The following is a 24,155-nucleotide window of genomic DNA, read 5'->3' as shown; positions in this document are numbered from 1 at the left end:
AACGGTCCCGAAACAAAGAGACAGGACGTTTCCGCAAATCCGCTTCAGCCGAAAAAACCCTAGAGGGTGACGGGAACGATCTTGACCGCGCATTTTTTGAAATCCGTCTGTTTGGAGATGGGATCGGTGGCGTCGAGAGTGACCTTGTTGATGAGCTGGCTCGCGTCGAACCAGGGAACGAAGATGACGCCAGGCGGCATGCGGTTGCGGCCGCGGATATCGACGCGCGAGCGGATTTCGCCGCGCCGCGAGACGATGCGCACTTCCATGCCCTGGTTGATGCCGCGCTTGCGCGCGTCCTCGGCATTCATGAAGACGCGTGCACCCGGAAACGCCTTGTAAAGCTCCGGCACCCGCATGGTCATCGAGCCCGAGTGCCAGTGTTCGAGCACCCGGCCGGTCACCAGCCAGGTGTCGTATTCCTCGTCGGGGGATTCGGCCGGCGGCTCGTAGGGCACGGCGAGAATGATCGCCTTGCCGTCCTTGTTGCCATAAAATTTCACGCCCTCGCCCGCCTTCACGTAAGGGTCGAAGCCCTCGCGGTAGCGCCACTTCGTCTCCTGGCCGTTGACGACAGGCCAGCGTAAGCCCCTGACCTCATGATAGGTGTCATAGGGCGCCAGGTCATGGCCGTGGCCGCGGCCGAAGGTGGCATATTCCTCGAACAGGCCCTTCTGGATGTAGAAGCCGAAGTCCTTGGCCTCGTTGTTGTCGTACTCGGCGCTGACGTCGGTGATCGGGAAGCGGTCGACTTCGCCGTTCTTGAACAGGACTTCGAACAGCGTCTTGCCGCGATATTCGGGGCTGGCGTCGAGGATCTCCTTCGGCCACACCTCGTCCGTGATGAAGCGCTTGGAGAATTCCACCAACTGCCAGAGATCCGAGCGCGCCTCGCCGGGGGCCTGGACGAGCTGGTGCCAGACATGGGTGCGCCGCTCGGCATTACCGTAGGCCCCTTCCTTCTCCACCCACATGGCGGCGGGCAGGATCAGGTCGGCGCTCATCGCGGTGATCGTCGGATAGGCATCGGAAACGACGATGAAATTGTCCGGGTTGCGATAGCCCTGCCAGGTCTCGTTGGCGGTGTTGGGTCCCGCCTGGACGTTGTTGTTGACCTGCACCCAGTAGAAGTTGAGCTTGCCGTCCTTCAGCATCCGGTCCTGCTGCACGGCGTGATAGCCGGGCTTTTCCGGGATGATGCCGTGCGGGATGCGCCAGATCTCCTCCGCATGCTTGCGGTGCTCGGGATTGGTCACCACCATGTCCGCCGGCAGGCGGTGCGCGAAGGTGCCGACCTCGCGCGCCGTGCCGCAGGCCGAAGGCTGGCCGGTCAGCGAGAACGGGCTGTTGCCGGGCTCGGAGATCTTGCCGGTCAGAAGGTGCAGGTTATAGACCATCTGGTTGGCCCAGACGCCGCGCACATGCTGGTTGAAGCCCATGGTCCAGAGCGACATGACCTTGCGGCTGGGGTCGGCATAGAGCTCGGCAAGCTGCTTCAGGAATTCCGGCTCGACGCCGGTCAGTTCGACGGTCTTTTCCAGCGTGTATTCCGAAACGAATTCCTTGAACGCCTCGAAATCCATCGGCTCGGTCTTGCCCGGGTCCTTGGAGTTGGCGGCATTGACCTCGACCGGATTGTCGGGCCTCAGGCCATAGCCAATGTCGGTGACGCCGCGGGCAAACTTGGTGTGCTTGCTGACGAAGTCCTCGTTGACGCGGCCAGTCTCGATGATGTGGTTGGCGATATAGTTGAGGATCGCCAGATCCGTGCCTGGCTTGAAGACGATCGGGATGTCGGCCAGGTCCATGCTGCGATGGGTGAAGGTCGAAAGCACCGCGACCCGCACATGCGGCTGGCCGAGGCGGCGATCGGCGACGCGCGTCCAGAGAATCGGGTGCATCTCCGCCATGTTCGAGCCCCAGAGCACGAAGGCATCGGCGTTCTCGAAATCGTCGTAGCAGCCCATCGGCTCGTCCATGCCGAAAGTGCGCATGAAGGCGACGGCGGCAGACGCCATGCAGTGGCGGGCATTGGGGTCGAGGTTGTTGGAGCGGAAGCCCGCCCGCATCAGCTTCGTCGCGGCATAGCCCTCGAAGATCGTCCACTGGCCGGAGCCGAACATGCCGACCGCCGTCGGCCCCTTCTCCTTCAGCACCTTCTTCGCCTGCTCGGCCATGACGTTGAAGGCCTCGTCCCAGCTCACCGGCTCGAACTCGCCGTCCTTGGCGTAGGCGCCGCCGCGCTTGCGCAGAAGCGGCGTCGTCAGCCGGTCGTTGCCATACATGATCTTGGAGAGGAAATAGCCCTTGATGCAGTTGAGGCCGCGGTTGACCTCCGCCTGCATGTCGCCGTGGGTGGCGACGACCTGGCCCTCCTTCACGCCCACCATCACGCCGCAGCCCGTGCCGCAGAAGCGGCACGGCGCCTTGGACCATTTGATCTCCAGCGCGTTTACACCGCCGGGCACCGGCTGTGCGGCGGCAGGCAGCGCTATGCCGGCCGTGGCGGCGGCGATGCCGGCTGCGTGGGCTTTCAGAATGTCACGCCGCGTCAGTTGTCCGCTCATGGCTCCTGCCTTTCCTCTTCCATTTCGACATGCTCGAAAACCATGTTGGCCGAGATCACCCCATCAAGCAGCGAGATCTTCGTCAGGCACTCGCCGAGCATGCCCGTACTGGTGCCTTCGATGACGATGACAATCTTGCCGCCGCCGTGACCGTGGATTTCGACGTTTTCCATTCCCTGAAGCGTCTGAAGGATGCTCTCGGTGCTGTCAGGCATCGTGGCGACCACGGCGCTCGAAATGTGATAGGGCGTGCCCGCCTTTGCCGTTACGGCCTCAGACATGAGCCACCTCCGCTTCCATTGCCTTGACCGCGATCGCGCTGACCGGGCAGCCGCCGATGCAGGCGCCGCAGCCGGTGCATTTGGCCTCGTTGATCTCAGGCAGGAACGGCCCGCCGATGCGCGGGCGAAAGCGAATGGCCTGCTCGGGACAGCTTTCGCCGCAGGACTGGCAGGCGACGTTGCGGCGCGCCAGGCACGTGTCGGTGATGACGGCGACATGGGGGAAGCGCCTGATATCCGTTGCCTCGAACACCGGCTCAGGACAGGCGTCCGCGCAGGCGCCGCAAAAGGTGCATTCGCCGCGCGCGAAGTCGACGAAGGGGAGACCGTCGGCGAGACGGATTATGCCGGTGGGACATCGTTCCGCGCAGGCGCCGCAGCCGGTGCAGGCCGCAAGGCTTGCCTCCGAAACACCGGGCGGCCGGATGCGGACGGGCTTTGCAGCGGCGCGGCCGGTAAAGAGTTCACGGCGGGAAAGAGGTTCTGCGCCCATGGCCGGCCTCAATGCCCGGGCGGGCCCGGCGGGCCAAAGATGATCTGCAGCATCCAGACGAGGAAGCCATAGCCGCCGACGACGCCGACGGCGACGATCGGCCAGATGCCGAAGGCGAGCACCAGGAAGGTGAGCAACTCCGCACGCCGCGAGCGCGGCGGCCTTTCGATCGGCTGTGGCTGAACGAGTTCTGGCATTTCTGCGTCCCCCAACACAATCTAAGGTAAGATGCGCCACCCGAAATAAAAATCAATCCCGTAACCGGCAGATGACAAGAATGTATCCTGTTGCAGAATAGATAGCGAACTGAGCGGGTCATTGATCTGGGTCAAAACAACAGGATTCCAACGGGAAAATCGTCCGAAACTCTCGGATCGCGCGCCGAAATAACTCGCGAAGAACAAACAATTTTACGAGATTCGTTATGTTTATAATAATACATCGATTCAAGACCGGTCGCCCGGGCCAGTCAAACAACACAAACGTCGGGCGAATTTCACGGACGGTGGATGCGGCGCTTGCTCGGCGGCAGCGCCTGACACGACCACTCTTGCAACCCAGGGCTTTATCCCCTATCCCGAACGCATGACACAGCTTCTCGAAATCGGAACCGCGCGCGTGCTGAAATGCGCAAATGATGGCCCCCTCCTCAAGGTGCCGGGCGACGCCAATGATTTTCTCGGCGACGCCTGGGCGCATGAGGCCACCGTGGTGGCGATCCCTGTGGAACGGCTCGGCCCGGATTTCCTCGATCTTTCGACCCGTATTGCCGGCGACGTGTTCCAGAAGTTCGTCAACTACCGCATGCGGCTCGCCATCGTCGGCGATATCGGCGCCAGGCTCGAAGGCAGCAAGGCGCTGACCGATTTCGTGCGCGAGACGAACAAGGGCAATTCCATCTGGTTCGTCCCGGATTTCGAGACGCTCAGCGCCAGGCTTGCGAGCGCGCCGGCCGCCTGATCCCAGGCCGGCAAATGAACGATCACGATGGTTTGGCGCGACCAAACCATCGTGATCCTGCATCAAGCTATCCGCCCATCAGCGGGTATTGCGGGAACCGACGCGCCCTCCCGTAAACACCCTGCTCCCGGCCGCGATCGCAAGCGCAATCACGGTCAGCACCCCCGCGACCACAAAGGTCACCTGCATGCCACCCGCGACCGCCTCCGGCGCGGCTTTGGCGATATCGCTTGCGGCCACGGCTGAGGCGAAGACCGCCCCCATGACCGATGCGCCGGTGACGAGCCCGAGATTGCGCGAAAGGTTGAGCAGGCCGGAAACGACGCCGCGCTTGTCTGGGCCGACGTCGGCCATGACGGCCGTGTTGTTGGCCGCCTGGAAGAGCTGGTAGCCGGGCGTCAGCATCGCGATCGCCGCGATATAGCCGACGACGCCAAGGAGACCCGGCAGCAGCGCAAGTGCCGCGCAGCCGGCAACCATTGCCACGAGACCGGCCGTCACCACCGATCGCGCCCCCAGCCGATCGACGATCCGGCCGGCGACCACGCCGCCAAAAGCCGAGATGACCGGCCCGAGCGACATGACGAGCCCGACCGTCGCCGCATCGAGCCCGAGCCCGCGGGAGAGATAGAACGGCCCGACCACCAGCGTCGCCATCATCACGGTCGAGACCAGCACGTTGGTCGAAAGCCCGACGCTTAAAGCGGGCTCGCGAAACATCGACGGTCGGACGAGCGGCGAGGCAAGCTTCGCCTCGACCAGCAGGAAGAGCCCAAGCCCGAGAGCCGCGGCCGAGAACAGCACGACATTGAGCACGCCGAAACTGCCGCGCCCCAGCGTCATCGCCAGCGCATAGGCGCCGAGCGAAAACGCCAGCAACAGCGTGCCCGGCACATCGAAGCGCGGGCGCTGCCTGCCCTCAGTCTTCCGGTCGGCCGGCAGATGCCGACGGGCGAGAAAAAGCGCCACGAGACCAAGCGGCACGTTGACGAGGAAGATCGCCCGCCAGCCCGGGCCGGCCACCAGCGCACCGCCAAGCGAGGGCCCGAGCGCGGTGCCGACCGCCGACATGGTGCCGAGCAGGCCCATGGCGCTGCCGGTCCTCGCCTTCGGCACCGCCTTGCCGACAAAGGCCATCGTCAGCGCCATCATGACCGCCGCACCCATCCCCTGCACCGCCCGCGCCGCGATCAGCAGTGCAAAGCTTGGCGTCAGGCCGCAAACGACCGAGGCGGTGGTAAAGAGCGCAATGCCGGCAATCAGCAGCCGCCGGCGGCCGACGATATCGCCAAGCCGTCCGACGCTGACGATCAGCGTGGTGATCGCCAAGAGATAGGCAAGAACCACCCACTGCACCGCCTGAAAGGAGGCACCGAACGCGTCCGCCAGCGCCGGCAGGGCGACATTGGCGCTGCTGGTGCCGAGCGAGGAGAGCAGCATGGAAAGTGAAAGGCTGGCGAGCACCCAACGAACGGAAGGCGCTAGCGCGGCCGGGGGCATGGTTGTGTCTGTCGAGGTCATCGGTCACGTCCCCCACCCAAGGCCGCGCGACGCGCAGTTCTCGCACAGAAAATCCCTTGAAAATAAAGAGTTAGAGCGATTTCGTGACTCTGTTTGTACGGCAATCCCATGCGATGGGACCGGGGCATCGGGGACATCGGAAAACGGCCAAGGGCCATGGGCGCCAGTCGGCGTGTAAGCATCGGAAAACCCTCCAAATTCGGTTCCCCGAGAACCTAATCTCCTGCCACATAGGGCGGAAGGCGCAGCATTTGCACTTCATTCGTGCGTTTGACGCCACATCATGGTCGAACTCATGCTATGAAAGACCATGACCAGACCCGACCTCAACCTGCTCGTGACCCTCGATGTGCTGCTTTCGGAAGGCAGCGTCGCCCGCGCCGCCAGGCGCCTGCAGCTCAGCCCATCCGCCATGAGCCGGGCGCTGGCCCGGCTGCGAGAGGCAACCGGCGATCCGCTGCTGGTGCGCGCCGGCCGTGGCCTCGTGCCCACGCCGCGGGCGCTGGAGCTTGGCGCCCATGTCGGCACCCTGGTCGAAGCAGCCGAAGCCTGCCTCCGCCCCGCCGAAAGCCTGGACCTGAAGACGCTTACCCGCACCTTCACGCTCAGGAACCGCGAGGGTTTCGTCGAGAATTTCGGCCCGGCGCTGATTGCCCGCGTAGCCAAGGAAGCCCCCCGCGTGCGCCTTCGCTTCGTGCAGAAACTCGACCGGGAAAGCAGCCCGTTGCGCGAAGGCAGCGTCGACCTCGAAACCGGCGTGATTGGGGAAGCGACTGGCCCGGAGCTTCGGGCACAGGCCCTCTTCCACGACCGCTTCGTCGGCGTGGTCCGATCAGGCCATCCGTTTTCGAGCGGCGAGATCACCCCCGCCCGCTACGCCGGAGGCCGCCACGTCCACGTCTCCCGCCGCGGCAACGACACCGGCCCGATCGACGCCGCCCTTCATGCGGCTGGCCTCAAACGCGAGATCGCCACCTCCGTCGGCAGCTTCTCCGAAGCCTTGGCGCTCGCCCGCGCCACCGACCTCATCGCCAGCGTCCCCGAACGCTACACCGGAACGCTGCGCGAAAACCTCTTCACCTTCCCCCTGCCCGTCACCCTCTCGGAGATCACCATCTCACTGATCTGGCACCCCCGCCTGGACGCGGATCCAGCACATCGGTGGTTAAGGGGGTGTGTGCGGGAGGTGTGTGGGAGTGGAGCTGGAGGGATCCGCGGCTGGTCTCACTGACCAATGGACGTGTGACTTGCAGGTTCGAGGAATTAGGTCACGTCAGATTAACGGATGCGGAATAGGTCGAGCCAGCGATGATGAATCGTCAGCGGAAGATCCCGCGCTAACCCTACTGCATGTCTCCTTAAATCGACCTCGATCTAAGGACAAACACGTCGCACCGTTCGTGTCTTAGACACCGACGCCCGCAGGGTCCGGAGTTTGTTCGAAACACTCGATCAGCATTTCGGTGAGGACACGTACCTTCCTTGCGGGATGCTGCCCCGGCGGACGGATAACATATACACCTGCCGGAGGTGGCGGATGGCGTGTCATGACCGGAACCAGCGCGCCGGAGGCTATATATTCATGGGTGACGCCATCGGGGAGCCACGCGATGCCGAGTCCTGTCAATGCAGCGGCGGCGAGAGCTAGGGCGTTGTCGGCCTTGAAGCGCCCCCGCGGATAAACCGTAATGATCTTGTCGCCATCCATAAATTGCCAGCCCTCCGTTCCTTGCATGAGGGCCTGATGGGCGACGAGTTCCTCCAGCGTCTCGGGGGAACCATGCGTTTTGACATAGTCCGGGCTCGCGACCAACTTCCCGTAGATCGGCCCGACGCGTCTTGCGACCAGGTTAGAGTCCTGGAGATACCCAACCCGGATCGCGCAGTCAAAGCCCTCCGCGATGAGATCGACGAAGCGATCACTGTAGGCGGCATGGATATGGAGCTGCGGGTGGCGTTGCGCCATTTGCGCGAGTACGGGCGCGAAGTGGGTCGGGCCGAAAGAAAGCGGCACAGCAACTCTCAAGCGGCCGCAAAGGTCACCGGCGGGTAGGATCGTTTCCCTTGCCATGTCGATCTCGGCACAGACTCTGGCTGCATGGTCCCGAAACGTGATCCCGGCTTCTGTGAGAGCTGCGCCGCGGGTTGTTCGTGCAAGAAGTTGCACGCCAAGTTCCGCTTCAAGTCGGACGAGCCGCCGGCTGACCATTGACTTGGAGACGCCCAGCCGCCGCGCGGCGGGCGAAACGCCCCCAGCATCAGCCACTTCCACGAATGTCCGCAGATCTTCGATATCCACTTTGGCGTTCCCCATTTCGCGACACAGCTTGGCACAAACGAAGGCTACCGTATCAAAAATGGGAATGGCAGTGTCCGTTTCGTAGGCAGCGCCGCTGTCAGCGCATGTCTGCCGGTAAGCCGACCTCACACAAAACGGCAGCAGAGGATGTATTCATGACCTTTCGTAACGGCCTTGCTTCGCTTCTTCGCCCGGAGGATTCCGTACTCGTTCTGATTGACCATCAGCCCTACCAGCTCGCAAACCTAAACAGCCACGATCCGCAGATGGTGGTCAACAATTCGACGGCTCTGGCGAAGGCCGCCAAGGCCTTCGGCGTACCGACCATCCTGACCAGCGTGATCGCTGAGCGTGGCGGTCTCATCTTCCCGCAAATCACCGATGTGTTCCCGGGCCAGGAAGTGATCGACCGGACGTTCATCAACACCTGGGAGGACCGGAAGGTGGTGGATGCGGTCAAGGCGACGGGCCGCAAGCAGTTGATCATCGCCGGCCTGTGGACCGAGATCTGCGTCGCGATGCCGGTGATCCAGGCCCTCGGCGAAGGCTGGGACGTGACGGTCATCACCGACGCTTCGGGAGGGACTTCGGTCGAGGCTCACGAGGTCGCTATCCAACGGATGATCGCGGCCGGTGCGAACATGATGACCTGGCTGGCGCTGGCGTCGGAATGGCAGCGCGACTGGGCCCGCACCCAGCATGCCGCCGAGCTGACGGACGTGCTCAAGCATCATGCCGCTGGTAGCGGCATCGCGTTCCTGTGGGAGCAACAACTGCTCAACACGCCGGTACCGAGCAACGCAGGCTGAGGCGTGGCGAATTCTCAAGGCTGCCCATTTGAGCGGCCTCTGAAACTGGAGCTGGTCGCTAGAAACGCGACCAGCGTCGCTAACTGGAATTACAGTTTTTCCGGCTTTGGCGGTCAAAATTCCAGAAAATCGTGGCGAGCTACAGTCGTTTTTCCGGGCGCCACCAGGGCGACCGTCATCGCGCAATGCCCGTCGCCTGGCGTCGAGACAGCTCACCCCGCCCCAGCCTTGGTGAGCCCCTCACGCAAATGCTGCGCATCGCTCTCCTGCGCATAATGCAGCGTCGAAAGAAACGTCTCGATCCCAAACGTCGGCGCCAGCGTCCGAACCTTCTCCATATGCGCGTTCGCCGCAATGTTGTCGCCGAGCCAGCCGTGGCAGGCGGCGACGAAGGCGTGTTGCGTCTCGTCCATGCTCGTAAGATGCATGAAGGCCTCGATCGCCTCGCCATACTGGCGGGCGGCGAAATGGGCCTTGCCGAGGTGGCTCCAGAAGCGTTCGGGGTGATGCGGGTTGAGCCGCATCGCCTTCAGGATCCATTCCACCCCCTCTTCCGGCCGCCCGAGCCAGGTCAGAAGCTCGCCCTGCTGCACCACGACGAGGTCGTAATTGGGGTTGAGGAAGAGCGCACGCTCCTGGTGATAGCGCGCCATCGTCAGCTCGTTGTTGTTGACGTTGACGGCCGCAAGGATGCGGTGCACGTCGGCGTCGTTGTCGTCGAGCGCCAGCGCCCGTTCCAGTTCGGCATTGACCTCCACCCAGGTCGCGTCCTTGTCGGCGCACCATCCGTAGACCCAGGCCTGCCCGAGGATGCAGGCCCGCCAGGCATGGGCATGGGCATAGCCGGGGTCGAGTGCCACCGCCCGGTCGATCAGCGATTGGGCTTGGCTGTTGTCGGCGACGGTGCTGCGATGGTGCAGCACCTTGGCGGCGAGCGCGCATTCATAGGCCGCCATGTTGGCCGGCTTCGTGCGGGAGAGCTGGTCGCGCTGGGCGGCCTCGACGCGGCCCGGCAAGGTGGCGGCGATCGCCGCCGTCACCTCGTCCTGAATGGCGAAGATATCGTTCAGCTGCCGGTCGTATTTGTCGGCCCAGATATGGGCGTCGTTGAGCGCGTCGATGAGCTGGACGGTGACGCGCACCCTCTCGCCGATCTTGCGAACGCTGCCTTCCACCAGGTATTGCGCCCCGAGCCGTGCGGCCACCTCGCGCGCGTTGACCGGCTGGTTCTTGTAGACGAAGCTCGAATTGCGCGAGATGACGAAGAGCTCATGGCGGCGCGACAGCGCAGTGATGATGTCTTCGGTCAGGCCATCGGCGAAGAACTCCTGATCCGGGTCGCCGCTCATGTTGTCGAACGGCAGCACCACGATCGTCGGCTTGCAGACGGCCCTTTTCGCATCGGCCTCGTCCGGCGACGCCGGCAGGATCACGCCTTCGGGCCCGATGCGATAGAGATGCACGGGGCGGCTGATGTTCTTCAGTATCTTCTCGCCAAGGTCTTCGATCGGCAGTTCGAGGCGGTCGGCCACCTGTGTCGCCACCGCGGCGGTCACGCAGATGCCGCCGACATCGGCCAATTGCTCGATGCGCGCGGCGATGTTGACGCCGTCGCCGAAGATGTCGTCGTCCTCGAAGATGATGTCGCCGAGATTGATGCCGATGCGGAATTCGATCCGCCGGTCCTCCGGCACGTCGCTGTTGCGCCGCTTCATGCGCTGCTGGATCTCGACCGCGCATTTGACCGCATCGGTCACGCTCTGGAACTCGACCAGCATTCCGTCGCCGGTGGTCTTGATCAGCCGGCCCTTGTTCTTGGCGATCGCCGGATCGATGAGCTCGATGCGGTGGGTTCTGAGCCGCGCAAGCGTGCCCGCTTCGTCGGCTTCCATCAGCCGACTGTAGCCAGCCATATCGGCCGCCAGCACTGCGGCGAGTCTCTGCTCCATGGGCTTGCCAAACACTTTGAAAAGCGGCCCGTTCCGGGCTTCCGGACCAAGGAGATCACCGCAGAATACTATCGTACAGCGACGCGATCGCCTACCTAAATTAGCACTCACCAAATCAAGAGGGAGCAAGTGTCCGGAAGCAACCCGGCGCTGCGCATCATTCGATTGCGGCATCGAGCGGCGAACCATGCGGGCGAACCAAGCGGTAGAGGCTTCTCGTAAGCTGCTCGCGAAGCAAGCCTGGGTCAGAGCAGACTCCCGTTCAGGTCGTCGAGCCTTGGGGCCCACGGTGCCGTCCCCGCTTGACATTAATTGCCTAAAGCAACTAATTATCTGCTCAAGGCAAATTTATGAAGGCATCGCCATGTCTCCGCAACAAATCGACGACCGCGCCCTGACGGTGCGGCGCTTCAACCGGTTTTATACCCGCCTGATCGGCCTGCTGCACGAGCACCTGCTCGCCAGCGCCTTCTCGCTGACGGAGGTTCGCATTCTCTATGAACTGGCGCACCGGCCGGCGCTGACGGCAACCGACCTCTGCCGAGAGCTCGGCCTCGATGCCGGCTATCTGAGCCGGGTCATCGCCGGCTTCGAGAAGAAGGGACTGGTCGAAAAGACACGATCGCCCGCCGATGGCAGGGTCGCACAGCTGGAACTGACGGATGCTGGGCGCGCAACGTTCCAGCCGCTGGAGGATGCCTCCCAGCGCGAAGTCGTCGCCATGCTGGAAAAGCTGTCCGTGCCGGAACAGCGGCAACTGGTCGCCGCGATGGGCGAGATCGAGAGCCTGCTGCGCGACGAGCGGACGCCAGGCTACATCCTGCGCGATCCGCAGCCGGGCGACATGGGCTGGGTCATCCATCGCCAGGGCGCGCTCTATGCGCAGGAATACGGCTGGAGCACCGAGTTCGAGGCCCTTGTCGCGGAAATCATCGTCAAATACATGCGCGACTACGACCCCAGTTCGGACCGGTGCTGGATCGCCGAAAAGGACGGCAAGATCGTCGGCTCGGTGTTTCTCGTCCGGCACGACGCAACGACGGCAAAGCTCCGGCTTCTCTATGTCGAGCCGAGCGCGCGGGGCCTCGGTATCGGCCGCCGCCTGGTCGAGGAATGCATGCGCCACGCCCGCCTTCAGGGCTACACGCGCATGGTGCTGTGGACCAACGCCGGCCTCGACGCCGCCCGCCACATCTACGAGAAGGCCGGTTTCGCGCTGATCGAGGAAGAGCAGCACCACAGCTTTGGCAAGGACTTGACCGGCCAGACGTGGGCGCGGGATCTGTGAGGATCCTGCCGCCGGCTTGCGGACGACAGAAGGCCGAAGGCATTTCGTCCCGCCGGGCGCACCCGTTTACTGCGTTTGCAGTGACGGGACACGCGCCGGCGAGCCACTTACGAGACTGAACGTCCCGTCACAGAGACGGTAGAATCCGTCCTGCGGAACCGGCAGTTCCAGCATTTCCCGCCGGGAGAGGCCGGCATAGACGCCGCGCACCAGCCGGCCGAACAGCCCATGCGAAATCGCCACCGTCGGCCCCTTGATATCGGCAAGCCAGCTCTTTGCCCGGGCGCAGGCTGCGTCGAAGCTCTCTCCATCGGGCGATCGAAAGTACCAGTCGAAGGCGTCGGAACCATCGAGTTTTCCCGGAAACTCGTTATCAATCTCGAACATCGTCAAACCGTCCCAGGACCCGACGGAAACCTCCATCAGTCGCGCGTCCTCGCGACGCGCCAGCGGCAGCACGCGCTGCACCCGGTCGGCGGTTTCGCAGGTTCGTCCGAGCGGGCTGACTTGCATCTCGAAGGCTTGAGCATCACCTTCGATTTCCGCGTGAAGCAACGCCGCGACGAAATCCGCCTGCTCGATGCCACACCTCGTAAGCGGTGAATCCTTTTGCCCCTGAAACCGCCCGAGCGTGTTCCAGACGGTTTCGCCATGGCGAAGGAGATAGATCACCGTCGGCACAGCCGAATCGGAAAGGGAAACGTTGGTTCGGTGCACTGGAGTTTCGCTCAGAACAAAGGGATGGAGAAAGCGGCGAGAAAGGCGGCCGAACCGAGTAAGCTGATAGGATAGCCGAGGAGTAATTTTTCGGAATTATGTCGCAACGGCCACCGACATGGCGAACATCCGACCGTGTAATTCAACAGAAGACTGCGTCCTGAGGTTGAAATTCTGCTTCAATTGCTTCTTGATGGCAGAGGCGATCATTGCTGCATAGCCTGGAGACTTCAATGGATATGACTACCTCCAGCGGGCAGCTTTCTGGCCTGTCCTTTTTGTTGTTCTGGGTGTTGCTGGCGATCCTGCTCTTTAGCGGCGTGCGTCAGGGGTTGAGTGCAGGGCCAAAGGACGATGATCGGTCCAGCGCGCGGGATCGTTCTGTTGGGCGCATAGCTCGGTATCTGTTGGAAGACGACAGATACCGTCGAGCCGTGGGGCTGGCTGTCGAGGCCAAAGCCAGATCCTATTTCGCGCGCCGCATTGGTAAAATCCATCTGGCAGCGCTGGCCTTCTTCGCCGTGACGACATTGCTTCTGACGATCTGGAATCTGCATGAGGCCAAGATGCACCGGGTATCTCAAATCCAAGCCACATCGCCGTCGCAGCAGGTTAAATGAGCGATCTGGTGGTAGTTGCTACTAAATCCCATAATTTTCCCTGGGCGACATCTCAAAGTCAGGATCAATCGATTCGCCCTTGTACATCTTCGGCCCGAAATCGACGGTGAAGTCCCAGCCATTGCCTTTGTAAAAGAGCAATGACCGGATGAACCAATAGGTTTCCCGGATCAGAAATGCGGCGAGTACAGGTACGACCAGGTACAGTACGTAAACGTGGCCTTCGTTCTTCAGCAAGATGATTCTCTCACTCCACCGGATCGAGAATATCCGGCGTATCGTTCTTCGGCGAGCCCACCTTGCTTCCGATCTTCCACATCGTCATCAATTCCGGCGGAAACGGCTTCATCAGGTCAGGCGCTTCCGGCTCTGGCGAAAGCCAGCGCTCGTAGTCCTCAGGATGAAGGATCACCGGCATGCGGTCGTGGATATCGGCGATCATGGCGTTGGCATCGGTGGTGACGATCGCGAAGGTGCGGATATCCTCGTCGGTTGCCGGGTCGCGCCATGTCTCCCAGATGCCGGCAAGGCAGAAGGGTTCGCCCGATTTCATGGCGATGGCATAGGGCTGCTTGTCCTTGCCGGTGCCGTGAATGTCCTTCCACTCGAAGAAGCCGTCGATCGGCACCAGGCAGCGGCGCCGCTGATAGGACGAACGGAACTTCGTCGCGATCGTGTCGCTGCGCACGTTGACGAGCGGCCGCCCTGCCTTCGGATCCTTCGTCCAGCTCGGGATCAGCCCCCAGCGCGCCGAAACGAAGACCGGGCCGAAGAGATCGGGATCGCGGATCACGTCGCGGATGATGATTGGATAGATCAGCGTCGGCGCGCCGTTATAGCGCGGAAACTGGTTGGCGAGCGCTTCGACGCCGCCGCGCGCCGCAAAGCCGAAGGCGCGCAGCAATCCCTCGAGATTGGTCTTCAGATAGACGCGTCCGCACATGATCGCTCCTCTGGAACCGGCGGCAAAACGAACGGCAGCATCGGCTTTGCGCATTCAACAGGCGCCGGAGCCGCAGGCAAAAGGTATAGCCCGGCCGCTCCGGGTCAACGGCCGTAGCCCATGGCCCTCTCCGGGCTCCAAGAAGTTTGGCGCCAGCGCCCTCTTCTAGCGCGTCACTTCATCTTCTCGACATCGGGCAGCTTCCAGCTCTTTTCGAACAGCGGCTTTTCCGGGCCGTAGAGCCTGAAGAGCAGCTCGAACTTGCGGCTCGGATCGACCGGCACCCAGTTGGCCTCCTTGCCCGCTGGCGCCTTGGCGCCGAAGAAGACCTCGACCGAGCCGTCGGCGTTCTTTTGAACGCCTGACCCGATCGAGGCGACGCTTGCCTTGTCCATGTTGCGGATCAGCGCATGGGTCTCGCGGTCATAGGCCGTCACCGACCAGTATTGCTTGACCGGCGCATCCTTCGGCACGATGAGGCGATAGTTGGCGCTGCCGTCGAAGGCGTTGCCGTCCTTATCCTTGTTGGCCATCAGGTAGAATTGCGCCGTGCCGATATGCTTGATGCCGGTGAAGCCGAGCGTGTAGGTCACGCCGCGGGCGTCGACCGGATAGCTGTTCGGGTCGGCATAGGCGTCCGTGGCGGCCGCCACCATGTCCGGCAGGCCGGCCGGAAACCAGCGGATGCCCTCGTTGATCACAGGGAAGCCAGCGTCATAGCGTGCGGAAAGCTCGGCCTTGGCCTCGGCGGCCGCCGCGTCGAGAAGCTTCTTCGTCTCGTCGCTTGGCTGGTAGGGCTTGCCCTTCTCGATCCCGAGCGTTTTCAGATGATCGATCATCACCCGGTCGCGTTCGAGCCAGGGCTCCGTCTGCACGACGTGGTTCAGGTTGTCGAAGAATCTCGCATCGTAGCGGATGGTGCTGTCGAACAGCACATCATAGGCGTCTGTAAAGACCGTTTCCGGCGGCTTGTCGGTCACCGGCATCGGGTAGATCTTGATCTTCTTGCCATAGGCGACCGATTTTTCGATATCGGCGTCGGCATGGCTCTTCAGGTTAGAGCGCAGCAGCGCAAAACCTGTGAAGGTGTCCGAGCGAAGCGGAATGAAGCCCTCCGGCACCTCGCCCATGTAGTCCGGCGGCAGGATCAGGTACTTGCCGCCCTTGCCCTTGTCCGCTCCCTCCGGCCCGGCATCCTCAAGCGGCATCTGCCAGGCATTGACGATGTTGCCGGCGATCGATCCGCCTTCTGCCGGCGGGATTTCGATGACGATGGGTCCGTCCTTCACGTTCCAGAACGACATGAAGTAGATCGCGTCCGGGTTCGGCGTCAGCGTCTGGTTCTTCCAGTTGACCGGCCGCGACCAGTAGACGATCTCGTTGACCTTGGCCTTGGTCTTCGAAAGCGCCTCCTGCAGCATCAGGTCGGCGTTGACGGCCGGCATGCCCCAGATGACCGCCTCCGTCGCCCGGCGCTCGACGGCGCGGCGCTGAAGGCTTTCCGGCGAAACGTCCTGTGCGGCGACACCAGCCGTTCCGGCAAGGAGCGCAAGCGCTGTAAAGGCAACCCGAAGCATGTGGATCCTCACTTTCGGCGTTTGAAAGCCTGGGCATCGAGCCGCGATCAAGCGCGTGGCCCCGCTCCGACAAAGTCTGCTGTCACCAAGTAGAGCCCTCCTGCGCGAGGGGAAGTACGTAACAGTTACCGCCGCGGCAAATCCGCCGCCGGAACGCCGCCAAGTCCGCGCCTCCGAGGCTCGGGGCTTGACTCCGGCTCAAAATAGGTAGATCGGTCTACCTAACGTTTTGGAGAAAGCGATGAGCGAGAAAGCGCCGGCGCGCGAGCGCCTGCTGAAGGCTGCGGCCGAATTGTTCTATCGAGATGGGGTCGGTGCCACCGGCATCGATGCAATCACCGCGCATGCGGGCGTCGCCAAGATGAGCCTCTACAACAACTTCTCGTCCAAGACCGATCTGGTGAATGCCTATATCGAGGCCCGGCACAAGGAATGGCAGGAGCTTTACCGTGAGCGCCTGGCACACGCGGCAACGCCGCGAGACCGGGTGCTGGCGATCTTCGATAGCTATGTCGACCACGCCGAGATGGCTTACTCCTGGGGCTTCCGCGGCTGCGGGCTGCTGAATGCCGCAGCCGAGCTTTCCGTCGGTGACCCCGCCCGCGCCATCGTCGCCCTGCAGAAGGACGAGGTCGAAACGCTGTTCAAGCAGTATCTCAGCGAGATGCGGCCCGACGCCGGGGCCGCGATCGACGAAACCGCAGAGCATCTCTCCTTCTTGCTCGAAGGCGCGATGTCCCGCGCCGGCCTTGACGGCAACGACATCAGGCTGAAATCCGCGCGCAGGATCGCCATCTCCATCATGGACCAGCTATGACCTCCCAGAATTCCGTTTCTTTCGTCGGCTTTGCCTGCGTGCTGATCGCCTCCGCCCTCTGGGGCACGACCGGCACCACCGCCACCTTTGCCTCAGGTGTCAGCCCGCTCGGCATCGGCGCCGTCGCCATGGGTTTCGGCGGCCTGCTCCTGGCGCTGACGGCGCTGCACTCGATCGTCAAGAGCAGCAGCCGGATCGCTGCACAATGGCCGATGCTGGTCCTCGGTTCGCTCTCGGTCGCGATCTATCCACTCGCCTTCTACAGTTCCATGCACCTCGCCGGCGTCGCCATCGGCACCGTCATCTCCATCGGCTCGGCGCCGCTGGCAGCCTCGCTGATCGAGCGCATCTTCGACGGCCAGAAGCTCACGACCCGCTGGCTACTGGGCGCTGCCGCCGGCCTTGCTGGCGCCGTGCTTCTCACTTTTTCCGAAAGCGCCGGCCACGGCGGCGGAAACGCTCAGGACGCGGCGGCGGTCCTTTACGGCGTTCTGCTCGGCCTCGTCTCCGGCCTGCTCTATGCGCTCTATTCCTGGGTAGCGCGCCGGCTGATGCAGGCGGGCATCCCGCCGCGCGCCGCCATGGGCTCGATCTTCGGCGTCGGCGGCGTGGCTCTCCTGCCGGTGCTCGCCTTCACCGGCGCGCCGCTGCTCGCGTCGTGGACGAACATCGCCGTCGGCGTCTACATGGCGCTCGTGCCGGTGCTCGTCGCCTATGTGCTCTTCGCCTATGGTCTCGCCCGCGTGTCGGCCACCATGGCGACCACGCTGTCGCTGCTCGAACCGGTCATTGCCGCCGTGCTTGCGGTCGTCATCGTCGGCGAGCGCCTGCCGACCGAGGGCTGGGTGGGTATCGGCCTGATCGTCGGCTCGCTCTTCGTCCTGACCGTTCCGGTGCCGGGGCGGCATCGCCGCGCCAAGCCTGAGCGATCCGATGCCGCGATCGACGCGGCGCTCCACACCCGCTGAAGCCGGAAGCCTTGAGATGAGCGACGTTGCTGCGCTGCCCCAACGCCAGGCAAACCGGTTCTCCGCGATCGTCATTCTGATCTTGCTCGAAGCGGCGCTGGTGGTCTCCTGGAGCGCCGGCTTCGTCGGCATCCGATTTGCCATCGACCATGCGCCGATCTTCCTGATCCTGCTCTGGCGCAGCCTCGTCTCCGGCCTGTTGCTGCTGCCCTTCGCGCTGACGATCGGGCCGAAAATCCGGCTGAAGAATGCGGCGCCGCAGATGCTCTTCGGCGCACTCGCCATGTCCGGCTATCTCGCCGGCTTTGCGCTCGCCATCTCCTACGGCGTGCCGACCGGCCTCGTGGCGCTGATCGCCGACATGCTGCCGCTGGCGGTCGCGATCCTCTCCTGGCCCATTCTCGGCCAGGCGCTCAACGCCCGCCAATGGCTCGGCTCCCTCATCGGCCTGACCGGCGTGCTCATCGCCTCCGGCTGGTCGCTCGATCTCGGCAAAGTTCCGCTCTGGGCCTATGGCCTGCCTGTTCTCGGCACCCTGTCGCTGGCGCTGGCCACACTTCTGCAGAAACGCAGCCCGGCAGGCGCCATGCCGGTGCACCAGAGCCTTTGCATCCAGTGCCTGTCGGCTGCCGCGATCTTTGCCCTTTTCGCCTGGCACGAAGGCCGCGTGCTGCCTGTTCTCGATCCGGGTTTCGTCGGCGGCATCCTCTGGCTGGTCTTCATCGCCACCTTCGGCGCCTGGAGCCTCTATTACCTGGCGCTCAAGAAGTCCTCGCCCGCCCGCGTCACCGCGATTCTCTATCTGAGCCCACCCGTGACGATGATCTGGGCCTTCGTCATGTTCGCCGAGCCTCTCTCCTGGGCCATGGCCGCCGGCCTCACCGTCTCGCTTCTCGGCATCATCATCGTCGCACGGGCACAACGGCCGGTTCTCGGCTGACAGGACGGCTTGCATCTTGCGGTGGTCCTTGCGAAAGCTTTCCACCAAACAATCAGGGCAGCGGTCACGTCCATGAGCTTTTCCGAAGTCAAACCACGTCACGTGCTCTGCCTGCTCGGCGGAGAGCGGCCCTTCTCCGAGCTGTGCGGCATGATCCAGTCGGCGATCGACAGTTTCGCCCCCGGCTTCGAGATCGACTACACGTTTTCCGAAGATGCGCCGGACGATCGCATGCCGATGTCCTTCGAGGTGTGCTGGGATCGCGTCCAGAAAGGTGCCTGGACCGAAGCGGACGAAGAGGCGGTCAGCGACCACCGCTCAGTGATCTATGTGCTCGGCCCGCCGATGACGGCCGAGGATGCCGTGGAGACCTCCGCCCGGGCGCTTCGGCTGGTCGTCCATGCACTGGAAAATGGCATCGTTGCCGCCAAGGGCGAGAGCGCCGGCGTCGCACACGGCGTTGCCAGGTGGAAGCAGCTTGCCCACGACGCGGAGAACAAGAGGGGTGCCGCCCTGGCCCGCCCCTGCCGCCTCGCCTTCGGCAAGCGGCCGATCGGCACCGCCGAACATCTCTACAGCATCGGCTTTCATCTGGTCGGCATCCCCGACGTCCACGCGCCAAGAAGCTTGTCCGACGACGAACTGGCGCTGAGCGCGATGATCGATACTGTTGCCGAGGAGGTTTTCGCCGAGGGTGTCGAAAAGGTCGTGGCGCGCCGTGGCGCCAAGTTACTGCCGGTCGACGCCTACGACGAGGAAGAGTTCAAATACAACCCCTACGGCGCCCTCCATCTGGCGCCTTAGGCCTAGCCTGAGGTCAGCATGGTCCCCATCGCTGCCCTGTCTGCTTGCCACGAGAGACCCCCACCCACCCTCATCTCTGTGCTCGTCACAGAGATTCAGCAGCCGTGCGTCGGCACGGCGCGAGATGTGACCCCGGCGCTGACTCCCACATTTGTGGAGAAGCCCCTAGCGCCGCGGACGCGGCGCTACTGGATTCCTGTGACAAGCACAGGAATGAGGGAGGTGTTGTTGGCGTCAGTAGCGTCCAAAGTTTCTCTGGCTGTTTGGAGTGAGGGAGCCCCACCCACCCTCATCTCTGTGCTCGTCACAGAGATCCAGCAGCCGTGCGTCGGCGCGGCGTAATAGGCGGTCCCGGCGCGATGCCTTCTAGCTTTGTGGGAAGAAGTCCCTCGCGTCGCGGACGCGGCGCGGCTGGATTCCTGTGACAAGCACAGGAATGAGGACTGGAGAAACGCCTTGCCACACCGTCAGGCCCGCTGCCCGTCACACCCCCCTTGCATCACGCTTCGATTCGTAATAATTGAAGTTACATGAAAAAAGACAGCCGCCTTTCCTCCGTTCTGCACGCGCTTCTCCACATGGCCGAGCGCGGCGAACCTTTGACCTCGGACGAGCTTGCGCTCTGCATGCGCACCAATCCGGTCGTCGTCCGCCGCACCATGGGCTTCCTGCGTGATGCCGGCATCGTTTCTTCCGCCCGCGGCCATGCGGGCGGCTGGGCGATCACCGCCGATCTCAAGACCGTGACGCTCCGGCAATTGCATGAGACGCTCGGCGAGCCCGCGATCTTTGCCATCGGCAACCGGCAGGAAATGCCGGAATGCCTCGTCGAGCAGGCGGTCAACGCCGCCCTCGACACGGCCTTTGCCGAGGCCGAGGCGCTGCTGCTCGACCGCTTCGCCCATGTGACGCTCGCCGACCTCGCCGAGGATTTCGCCAGGCGGCACCGGCTTCGATCGCAATGACAGCAGCCGATCGATCGACGTCATGACGTGATCGATCAAAATACATCCGCCCATCCCGGGACCGCGTGAAGCGCGGTTTTCCGGCTGGAATTCCATGCCCAAAGGCTCGGGTCGACGCACTGGTTCAAGAGACCGGTGGGCTGATCTGCGCCCAACCTAAAGGACTTGAACTATGCAACAGGACGTCATCATCATAGGCGGCAGCTATGCCGGCATGGCCGCCGCCCTCCAGCTTCTGCGCGCCCGCCGGCGCGTGGCTATCATCGACGAGGGCATTCGCCGCAACCGGTCTGCCAGCCACTCCCATGGCTTCCTCGGCCAGGACGGCATCGCGCCCGGCGAGATCGCCGCAACCGCGCGGGCGCAGCTCTCCGCCTATCCGACGCTCACCTGGATCGAGGGCCGCGCCGTGACCGCCAGCGGCAAGCAGGACGCCTTCGTCGTCACCACCGCCGACGGTGCGTCCTTCGAGGGCCGACGCCTGCTCTTTGCAACCGGCGTCAAGGACGGCCTGCCTGACATCGAGGGGCTGGCCGAGCGCTGGGGCAGAAGCGCCTTCCATTGCCCCTATTGCCACGGCTACGAGCTCAACGAGGGCGAGATCGCGGTCATCGCGGCAAGCCCGATGTCGATCCACCAGGCGCAGCTCATTCCCGAATGGGGCAAGGTGACCTTCTTCACCAATGGCGCCATCGCGCTCGACAAGGAGGGCCGCGCCGACCTCGTCAAACGCGGTGTCACCATCGACGAAACCCCGATCGTCAGGCTCGAAGGCCTCGCGGAAGTGGTGCTGACAGACGGCCGCCGCCTGCCCTTCTCCGGCCTCTTCGTCGCCACCCGCACGACGCCCGCCAGCGACATCGCCGAACGCTTCGGCTGCGAGATCGAGGAAACACCGATGGGGCTGCAAATCCGGGCCACGGCCGCCAAGGAAACGACCATTCCCGGCGCCTATGCCTGCGGCGACGTCGGCCGCGTTCCCCACTCCGTCTCGCTCGCCGTCGGCGACGGCGCCTGGGCAGGGGCGCAACTGCACCGCTCGCTGGTTTTCGGATAGAGAGCAGCCACCGCAGGGCCTGCGGTGGAAGCCGAACGGACGCATCCGCCCTGCGTCGTTCGGCTTCCAGCCTTGTCAAATCGACTGCCCCTGTGCTTCGTTCGGTCCGAACGTAAGTTGGAGTGATCGATGCCAATAGCCCTCACCTGCTTCCAGGGTCGCGCCGGCGACCACAATGACCTGGCCATTCCGGGCGCCCGATCGATCGCCTCCCATCTCGCTCGAAGGCTCGGTCTTGAAACCGTCGTGATCGGAGAGCCGGAACCGGCGCTGAACGGCCATTGGACGGTCGAGCTCGAAGCCGCGATGCCGGCACTCCGGCGCATGCAGGATCGCTTCGACGCGGTTTACGCCGAAGGATCGTTCTCGCTGGCGGCGACGAGCCGTTGCGCGGTGTCGCTAGCAACCCTGCCTGCCGTCGCCAGGCACCATGACGATGCCGTCGTCGTCTGGTTCGACGCGCATGGCGATCTGAACACACCTGATACCAGCAGCACCGGCTATCTCGGCGGGCTGGCGCTTTCGGGGCCGTGCGGCCTCTGGAAATCCGGCCTTGGGCACGGTGTCTCCGTTCGCAATGTCGTCCTGGTCGGGCAGCGCGACCTCGATCTGTTCGAAGTTAGCCTCATCGCTGTGGGGCACATCCCGCATATCCGCCCCGGCGCCGACCTTGCGCAGAAGCTTGCCGAGGCCGTCGCCGGCAGGCCTGTCTATATCCATCTCGACTGCGACGTGCTGAACCCTGGCATCGTCCCGACCGATTATCAGCATGACGACGGGCTGTCGCTCGACGACTTGCGCGCGGCCTGCGAAGTCCTTGCCAAGAGCAAAGTCGTCGGCTTGGAGATCGCAGAGTTTCAGAACGCCTGGTCGGAGGGCGGCGAACCGGTGACGCCTGAACCGTTGATCGAGGCACTGGAACCGCTTCTGCAAAAGCTGCGCCGCTGACCTCGCCCTCGGCAGGCTGCCAACGCTCCTCATTGCGGACAGCCGGTTTGGGCGTAGCATGATCCTCCTGCTTGCGTTCGGTGTCGGCTGCAATGACGCTCAGATCGGTCCTTCTTGCCTGCGCTTGACTGCTCGGCGGAAGCATCTCCGCCAAGCCGCTATCGGTCGACCTCGAACTGGTGCTCGCCGTCGACGTCTCCTACTCCATGGAACTCGACGAGCAGCGGCTGCAGCGGCAGGGCTATGTCGCCGCCTTTCTCGAGCCCGAATTGATCGAGGCCATCGAGAACGGCCCGCTCGGCCGCATCGCAGTCACCTATGTCGAGTGGGGCGGCTCGGCGGTGCAGGTCACGCCCTGGACGCTGATCGACGGTCGCGACACGGCGGCGCAATATTCCGAGCTCCTGCGTCGGCAACCGATCCGGCGGATCGCCTTCACCTCGATCTCCAACACCCTTGCGTTCACGCGACGGCTGTTCGATTTCAGCCCCTTCGAGGGCAGCCGCCGCGTCATCGATATCTCCGGCGACGGCCCCAACAATTCCGGCGTCCCGGCGCCGGTCGCCCGCAATTCCACCGTCGCCCGCGGCATCGTCATCGATGGCCTGCCGATCATGCTGAAAACACACGCAGCCTCGGACTCAGCCTCCATCCCCGACCTCGACGCCTATTACCGCGAATGCGTGATCGGCGGCGACGGTGCGTTTCTGGTGAAGGTGTCCGATAGCGGCGAGTTCGCCAGCGCCATCCTGCGCAAGCTGATCACCGAGATCTCCGGCCTGGAGGTAAGTCGCATGGAGCCGGCCACCGTGCGGCCGGTTCAGGCCGGCAGCGGCTACAATTGCTTCATCGGCGAGGAGATGCAGGAGCGGATGATCGGACGGTAGACACAATCTTGCTGCCCTGTTGCCGTGGAGCGTCCTTCTGCCCTCAAGTGATGCGGCTTGGAGGCAGGATGCTCTAGTCCGCCACATCCCCACCCGTCATCCTCGGGCTCGACCCGAGGATCCATGCGCGCGACGTAAAACACTCAGGCCACAGTTCTGGATGCTCGGGTCAAGCCCGAGCATGACGGAGGGCCAGGTGCGCCAGCTAAGGCACGCGGCGCTATGCGCCATCAGCGCGGTTGCAGGCGCGCCGCTTCAGTCAACGACCGGGATCTCCATCCACAGCCAACAACAGGCAACGTGTTGACTCTGAAATTGCAGGAGCATGAAACGGCTCTCCGACCGAACACTCCGATTTCAGACTGACAAGCAGACACGAAAGCAGGCTATGCCTCACTACCTGACCGAACTTTACAGCGCCAAGCCGGCGTGGCTTGCCCTTTCAAGGCAGGGACGCCAGCAGTTCTTCACCGCGATCGGCTCCGCCATGCCGGCGCTGACGGCGCTCGGCGTGGAGCTGATCACCTTCGGCAAGGTCGACCAGTCCAAGCTGCACGCGGCCTCGCAGACCTTCTTCGCGGTGTGGCGCTGTCCGGATGCGACGGCGCTGGAAGCGCTCGTTTCGGGTATCGCGCAATCCGGCTGGCATGAGTATTTCGACACGATCAACGCCGGCGGCAAAGGCATCGATTTTGCCGGCCACCTTACGCAGCTCGGCGAAGCCGCATAGGTCCTGCCTGTGTCC

General features: G+C 63.6%; 25 protein-coding genes. 14 read left to right on the top strand and 11 right to left on the bottom strand.

Annotation, left to right across the window (positions count from 1 at the left end; translation table 11 throughout):
• Positions 1 to 59: 59 nt before the first annotated feature.
• Genes napA through napE form a run of 4 tightly spaced genes read right to left on the bottom strand, consistent with a single transcriptional unit; the run spans position 60 to position 3,538 of the window.
• Positions 60 to 2,567, bottom strand: a complete 2,508-nt coding sequence (napA, locus tag ACTJKE_RS12640) for a periplasmic nitrate reductase subunit alpha (protein WP_058322418.1) — start codon at positions 2,565 to 2,567, stop codon at positions 60 to 62.
• Positions 2,564 to 2,848, bottom strand: coding sequence for a chaperone NapD (locus ACTJKE_RS12635; RefSeq protein WP_440636527.1), 285 nt, complete (start codon positions 2,846 to 2,848; stop codon positions 2,564 to 2,566). Before ACTJKE_RS12635 ends, napA begins: the two co-directional genes overlap by 4 nt.
• Positions 2,841 to 3,341 (bottom strand): ferredoxin-type protein NapF, encoded by a 501-nt coding sequence (gene napF, locus ACTJKE_RS12630; protein WP_440636525.1) that lies wholly within the window; start codon positions 3,339 to 3,341, stop codon positions 2,841 to 2,843. The genes ACTJKE_RS12635 and napF overlap by 8 nt, the downstream gene beginning before the upstream one ends.
• Positions 3,342 to 3,349: 8 nt before the next feature.
• Positions 3,350 to 3,538 (bottom strand): periplasmic nitrate reductase, NapE protein, encoded by a 189-nt coding sequence (napE, locus tag ACTJKE_RS12625; RefSeq protein WP_058322415.1) that lies wholly within the window; start codon positions 3,536 to 3,538, stop codon positions 3,350 to 3,352.
• Between the two features lie 388 nt (positions 3,539 to 3,926).
• On the opposite strand from napE, the gene ACTJKE_RS12620 reads away from it, so the two are divergent.
• Complete coding sequence (locus ACTJKE_RS12620) at positions 3,927 to 4,301, top strand: DUF4180 domain-containing protein (RefSeq protein ID WP_440691887.1); 375 nt, start codon at positions 3,927 to 3,929, stop codon at positions 4,299 to 4,301.
• Between the two features lie 78 nt (positions 4,302 to 4,379).
• Here the strand turns inward: ACTJKE_RS12620 and ACTJKE_RS12615 are convergent, their stop codons facing one another.
• Positions 4,380 to 5,822: an MFS transporter gene (locus ACTJKE_RS12615; RefSeq protein ID WP_113512473.1), complete on the bottom strand. Its 1,443-nt coding sequence runs from the start codon at positions 5,820 to 5,822 to the stop codon at positions 4,380 to 4,382.
• Positions 5,823 to 6,132: 310 nt separating this feature from the next.
• Between ACTJKE_RS12615 and ACTJKE_RS12610 the strand changes: the two genes are divergently transcribed.
• Positions 6,133 to 7,053, top strand: coding sequence for a LysR family transcriptional regulator (locus ACTJKE_RS12610; RefSeq protein WP_113512475.1), 921 nt, complete (start codon positions 6,133 to 6,135; stop codon positions 7,051 to 7,053).
• Between the two features lie 174 nt (positions 7,054 to 7,227).
• Here ACTJKE_RS12610 and ACTJKE_RS12605 read toward each other — a convergent pair whose 3' ends face one another.
• Positions 7,228 to 8,121, bottom strand: coding sequence for a LysR family transcriptional regulator (locus tag ACTJKE_RS12605; RefSeq protein ID WP_113512513.1), 894 nt, complete (start codon positions 8,119 to 8,121; stop codon positions 7,228 to 7,230).
• 155 nt (positions 8,122 to 8,276) lie between these two features.
• Here ACTJKE_RS12605 and ACTJKE_RS12600 point away from each other — a divergent pair, with 155 nt between their 5' ends.
• Entirely contained in the window at positions 8,277 to 8,930 is a 654-nt protein-coding gene (locus ACTJKE_RS12600; protein WP_113512477.1) for a hydrolase, read from the top strand.
• Positions 8,931 to 9,142: 212 nt separating this feature from the next.
• Here ACTJKE_RS12600 and ACTJKE_RS12595 read toward each other — a convergent pair whose 3' ends face one another.
• Positions 9,143 to 10,879 (bottom strand): adenylate/guanylate cyclase domain-containing protein, encoded by a 1,737-nt coding sequence (locus tag ACTJKE_RS12595; protein ID WP_113512479.1) that lies wholly within the window; start codon positions 10,877 to 10,879, stop codon positions 9,143 to 9,145.
• A 364-nt stretch (positions 10,880 to 11,243) separates the two neighbouring features.
• Here ACTJKE_RS12595 and ACTJKE_RS12590 point away from each other — a divergent pair, with 364 nt between their 5' ends.
• The gene (locus ACTJKE_RS12590; RefSeq protein ID WP_440636520.1) at positions 11,244 to 12,167 is read left to right on the top strand and encodes a bifunctional helix-turn-helix transcriptional regulator/GNAT family N-acetyltransferase; all 924 of its coding nucleotides are present in this window, start codon (positions 11,244 to 11,246) and stop codon (positions 12,165 to 12,167) included.
• Positions 12,168 to 12,233: 66 nt separating this feature from the next.
• Here the strand turns inward: ACTJKE_RS12590 and ACTJKE_RS12585 are convergent, their stop codons facing one another.
• A complete protein-coding gene (locus tag ACTJKE_RS12585; RefSeq protein ID WP_058327157.1) occupies positions 12,234 to 12,839 on the bottom strand; it encodes a histidine phosphatase family protein in 606 nt (201 codons plus the stop codon).
• Between the two features lie 278 nt (positions 12,840 to 13,117).
• Here ACTJKE_RS12585 and ACTJKE_RS12580 point away from each other — a divergent pair, with 278 nt between their 5' ends.
• Positions 13,118 to 13,504, top strand: a complete 387-nt coding sequence (locus ACTJKE_RS12580) for a hypothetical protein (RefSeq protein WP_113512483.1) — start codon at positions 13,118 to 13,120, stop codon at positions 13,502 to 13,504.
• Between the two features lie 21 nt (positions 13,505 to 13,525).
• Here ACTJKE_RS12580 and ACTJKE_RS12575 read toward each other — a convergent pair whose 3' ends face one another.
• The 3 genes from ACTJKE_RS12575 to ACTJKE_RS12565 all read right to left on the bottom strand — a co-directional run bounded on the left by ACTJKE_RS12575 (position 13,526) and on the right by ACTJKE_RS12565 (position 16,024).
• Positions 13,526 to 13,741: a hypothetical protein gene (locus ACTJKE_RS12575; RefSeq protein WP_113512485.1), complete on the bottom strand. Its 216-nt coding sequence runs from the start codon at positions 13,739 to 13,741 to the stop codon at positions 13,526 to 13,528.
• Between the two features lie 10 nt (positions 13,742 to 13,751).
• Entirely contained in the window at positions 13,752 to 14,447 is a 696-nt protein-coding gene (locus tag ACTJKE_RS12570) for an SOS response-associated peptidase (RefSeq protein ID WP_113512515.1), read from the bottom strand.
• A gap of 173 nt (positions 14,448 to 14,620) precedes the next feature.
• A complete protein-coding gene (locus tag ACTJKE_RS12565) occupies positions 14,621 to 16,024 on the bottom strand; it encodes a DUF1254 domain-containing protein (protein ID WP_113512487.1) in 1,404 nt (467 codons plus the stop codon).
• Between the two features lie 241 nt (positions 16,025 to 16,265).
• Here ACTJKE_RS12565 and ACTJKE_RS12560 point away from each other — a divergent pair, with 241 nt between their 5' ends.
• From ACTJKE_RS12560 to ACTJKE_RS12520, 9 genes are all read left to right on the top strand, one after another.
• On the top strand, positions 16,266 to 16,841 hold the full coding sequence (locus tag ACTJKE_RS12560) for a TetR/AcrR family transcriptional regulator (protein ID WP_058327140.1): 576 nt from the start codon (positions 16,266 to 16,268) through the stop codon (positions 16,839 to 16,841).
• Positions 16,838 to 17,809 (top strand): DMT family transporter, encoded by a 972-nt coding sequence (locus ACTJKE_RS12555; protein ID WP_113512491.1) that lies wholly within the window; start codon positions 16,838 to 16,840, stop codon positions 17,807 to 17,809. Before ACTJKE_RS12560 ends, ACTJKE_RS12555 begins: the two co-directional genes overlap by 4 nt.
• Positions 17,810 to 17,825: 16 nt before the next feature.
• Positions 17,826 to 18,749: a DMT family transporter gene (locus ACTJKE_RS12550; RefSeq protein WP_113512493.1), complete on the top strand. Its 924-nt coding sequence runs from the start codon at positions 17,826 to 17,828 to the stop codon at positions 18,747 to 18,749.
• Between the two features lie 72 nt (positions 18,750 to 18,821).
• Positions 18,822 to 19,553, top strand: coding sequence for a hypothetical protein (locus tag ACTJKE_RS12545; RefSeq protein ID WP_113512495.1), 732 nt, complete (start codon positions 18,822 to 18,824; stop codon positions 19,551 to 19,553).
• A 530-nt stretch (positions 19,554 to 20,083) separates the two neighbouring features.
• Complete coding sequence (locus ACTJKE_RS12540; RefSeq protein ID WP_058322403.1) at positions 20,084 to 20,518, top strand: Rrf2 family transcriptional regulator; 435 nt, start codon at positions 20,084 to 20,086, stop codon at positions 20,516 to 20,518.
• Between the two features lie 172 nt (positions 20,519 to 20,690).
• A complete protein-coding gene (locus ACTJKE_RS12535; RefSeq protein WP_440691886.1) occupies positions 20,691 to 21,575 on the top strand; it encodes an NAD(P)/FAD-dependent oxidoreductase in 885 nt (294 codons plus the stop codon).
• 129 nt (positions 21,576 to 21,704) lie between these two features.
• Complete coding sequence (locus tag ACTJKE_RS12530; protein ID WP_058327144.1) at positions 21,705 to 22,523, top strand: arginase family protein; 819 nt, start codon at positions 21,705 to 21,707, stop codon at positions 22,521 to 22,523.
• A 128-nt stretch (positions 22,524 to 22,651) separates the two neighbouring features.
• On the top strand, positions 22,652 to 23,410 hold the full coding sequence (locus ACTJKE_RS12525) for a DUF1194 domain-containing protein (RefSeq protein ID WP_440691916.1): 759 nt from the start codon (positions 22,652 to 22,654) through the stop codon (positions 23,408 to 23,410).
• 388 nt (positions 23,411 to 23,798) lie between these two features.
• Entirely contained in the window at positions 23,799 to 24,140 is a 342-nt protein-coding gene (locus tag ACTJKE_RS12520) for a DUF6616 family protein (protein ID WP_057253779.1), read from the top strand.
• Positions 24,141 to 24,155 lie beyond the last annotated feature (15 nt).

Source organism: Ensifer sp. 22521, assembly GCF_052044795.1.
Lineage (GTDB): Bacteria > Pseudomonadota > Alphaproteobacteria > Rhizobiales > Rhizobiaceae > Ensifer.
Note: the sequence above shows the minus strand (reverse complement) of the source record. Positions and strands in the feature narration are given on the sequence as shown.

Coding starts and splice junctions, on each gene's coding strand:
- napA (WP_058322418.1), bottom strand. CDS start 2,567: ATGAGCGGACAACTGACGCGGCGTGACATTCTGAAAGCCCACGCAGCC.
- ACTJKE_RS12635 (WP_440636527.1), bottom strand. CDS start 2,848: ATGTCTGAGGCCGTAACGGCAAAGGCGGGCACGCCCTATCACATTTCG.
- napF (WP_440636525.1), bottom strand. CDS start 3,341: ATGGGCGCAGAACCTCTTTCCCGCCGTGAACTCTTTACCGGCCGCGCC.
- napE (WP_058322415.1), bottom strand. CDS start 3,538: ATGCCAGAACTCGTTCAGCCACAGCCGATCGAAAGGCCGCCGCGCTCG.
- ACTJKE_RS12620 (WP_440691887.1), top strand. CDS start 3,927: ATGACACAGCTTCTCGAAATCGGAACCGCGCGCGTGCTGAAATGCGCA.
- ACTJKE_RS12615 (WP_113512473.1), bottom strand. CDS start 5,822: ATGACCTCGACAGACACAACCATGCCCCCGGCCGCGCTAGCGCCTTCC.
- ACTJKE_RS12610 (WP_113512475.1), top strand. CDS start 6,133: ATGACCAGACCCGACCTCAACCTGCTCGTGACCCTCGATGTGCTGCTT.
- ACTJKE_RS12600 (WP_113512477.1), top strand. CDS start 8,277: ATGACCTTTCGTAACGGCCTTGCTTCGCTTCTTCGCCCGGAGGATTCC.
- ACTJKE_RS12595 (WP_113512479.1), bottom strand. CDS start 10,879: ATGGAGCAGAGACTCGCCGCAGTGCTGGCGGCCGATATGGCTGGCTAC.
- ACTJKE_RS12590 (WP_440636520.1), top strand. CDS start 11,244: ATGTCTCCGCAACAAATCGACGACCGCGCCCTGACGGTGCGGCGCTTC.
- ACTJKE_RS12580 (WP_113512483.1), top strand. CDS start 13,118: ATGGATATGACTACCTCCAGCGGGCAGCTTTCTGGCCTGTCCTTTTTG.
- ACTJKE_RS12570 (WP_113512515.1), bottom strand. CDS start 14,447: ATGTGCGGACGCGTCTATCTGAAGACCAATCTCGAGGGATTGCTGCGC.
- ACTJKE_RS12565 (WP_113512487.1), bottom strand. CDS start 16,024: ATGCTTCGGGTTGCCTTTACAGCGCTTGCGCTCCTTGCCGGAACGGCT.
- ACTJKE_RS12560 (WP_058327140.1), top strand. CDS start 16,266: ATGAGCGAGAAAGCGCCGGCGCGCGAGCGCCTGCTGAAGGCTGCGGCC.
- ACTJKE_RS12555 (WP_113512491.1), top strand. CDS start 16,838: ATGACCTCCCAGAATTCCGTTTCTTTCGTCGGCTTTGCCTGCGTGCTG.
- ACTJKE_RS12550 (WP_113512493.1), top strand. CDS start 17,826: ATGAGCGACGTTGCTGCGCTGCCCCAACGCCAGGCAAACCGGTTCTCC.
- ACTJKE_RS12545 (WP_113512495.1), top strand. CDS start 18,822: ATGAGCTTTTCCGAAGTCAAACCACGTCACGTGCTCTGCCTGCTCGGC.
- ACTJKE_RS12540 (WP_058322403.1), top strand. CDS start 20,084: ATGAAAAAAGACAGCCGCCTTTCCTCCGTTCTGCACGCGCTTCTCCAC.
- ACTJKE_RS12535 (WP_440691886.1), top strand. CDS start 20,691: ATGCAACAGGACGTCATCATCATAGGCGGCAGCTATGCCGGCATGGCC.
- ACTJKE_RS12530 (WP_058327144.1), top strand. CDS start 21,705: ATGCCAATAGCCCTCACCTGCTTCCAGGGTCGCGCCGGCGACCACAAT.
- ACTJKE_RS12520 (WP_057253779.1), top strand. CDS start 23,799: ATGCCTCACTACCTGACCGAACTTTACAGCGCCAAGCCGGCGTGGCTT.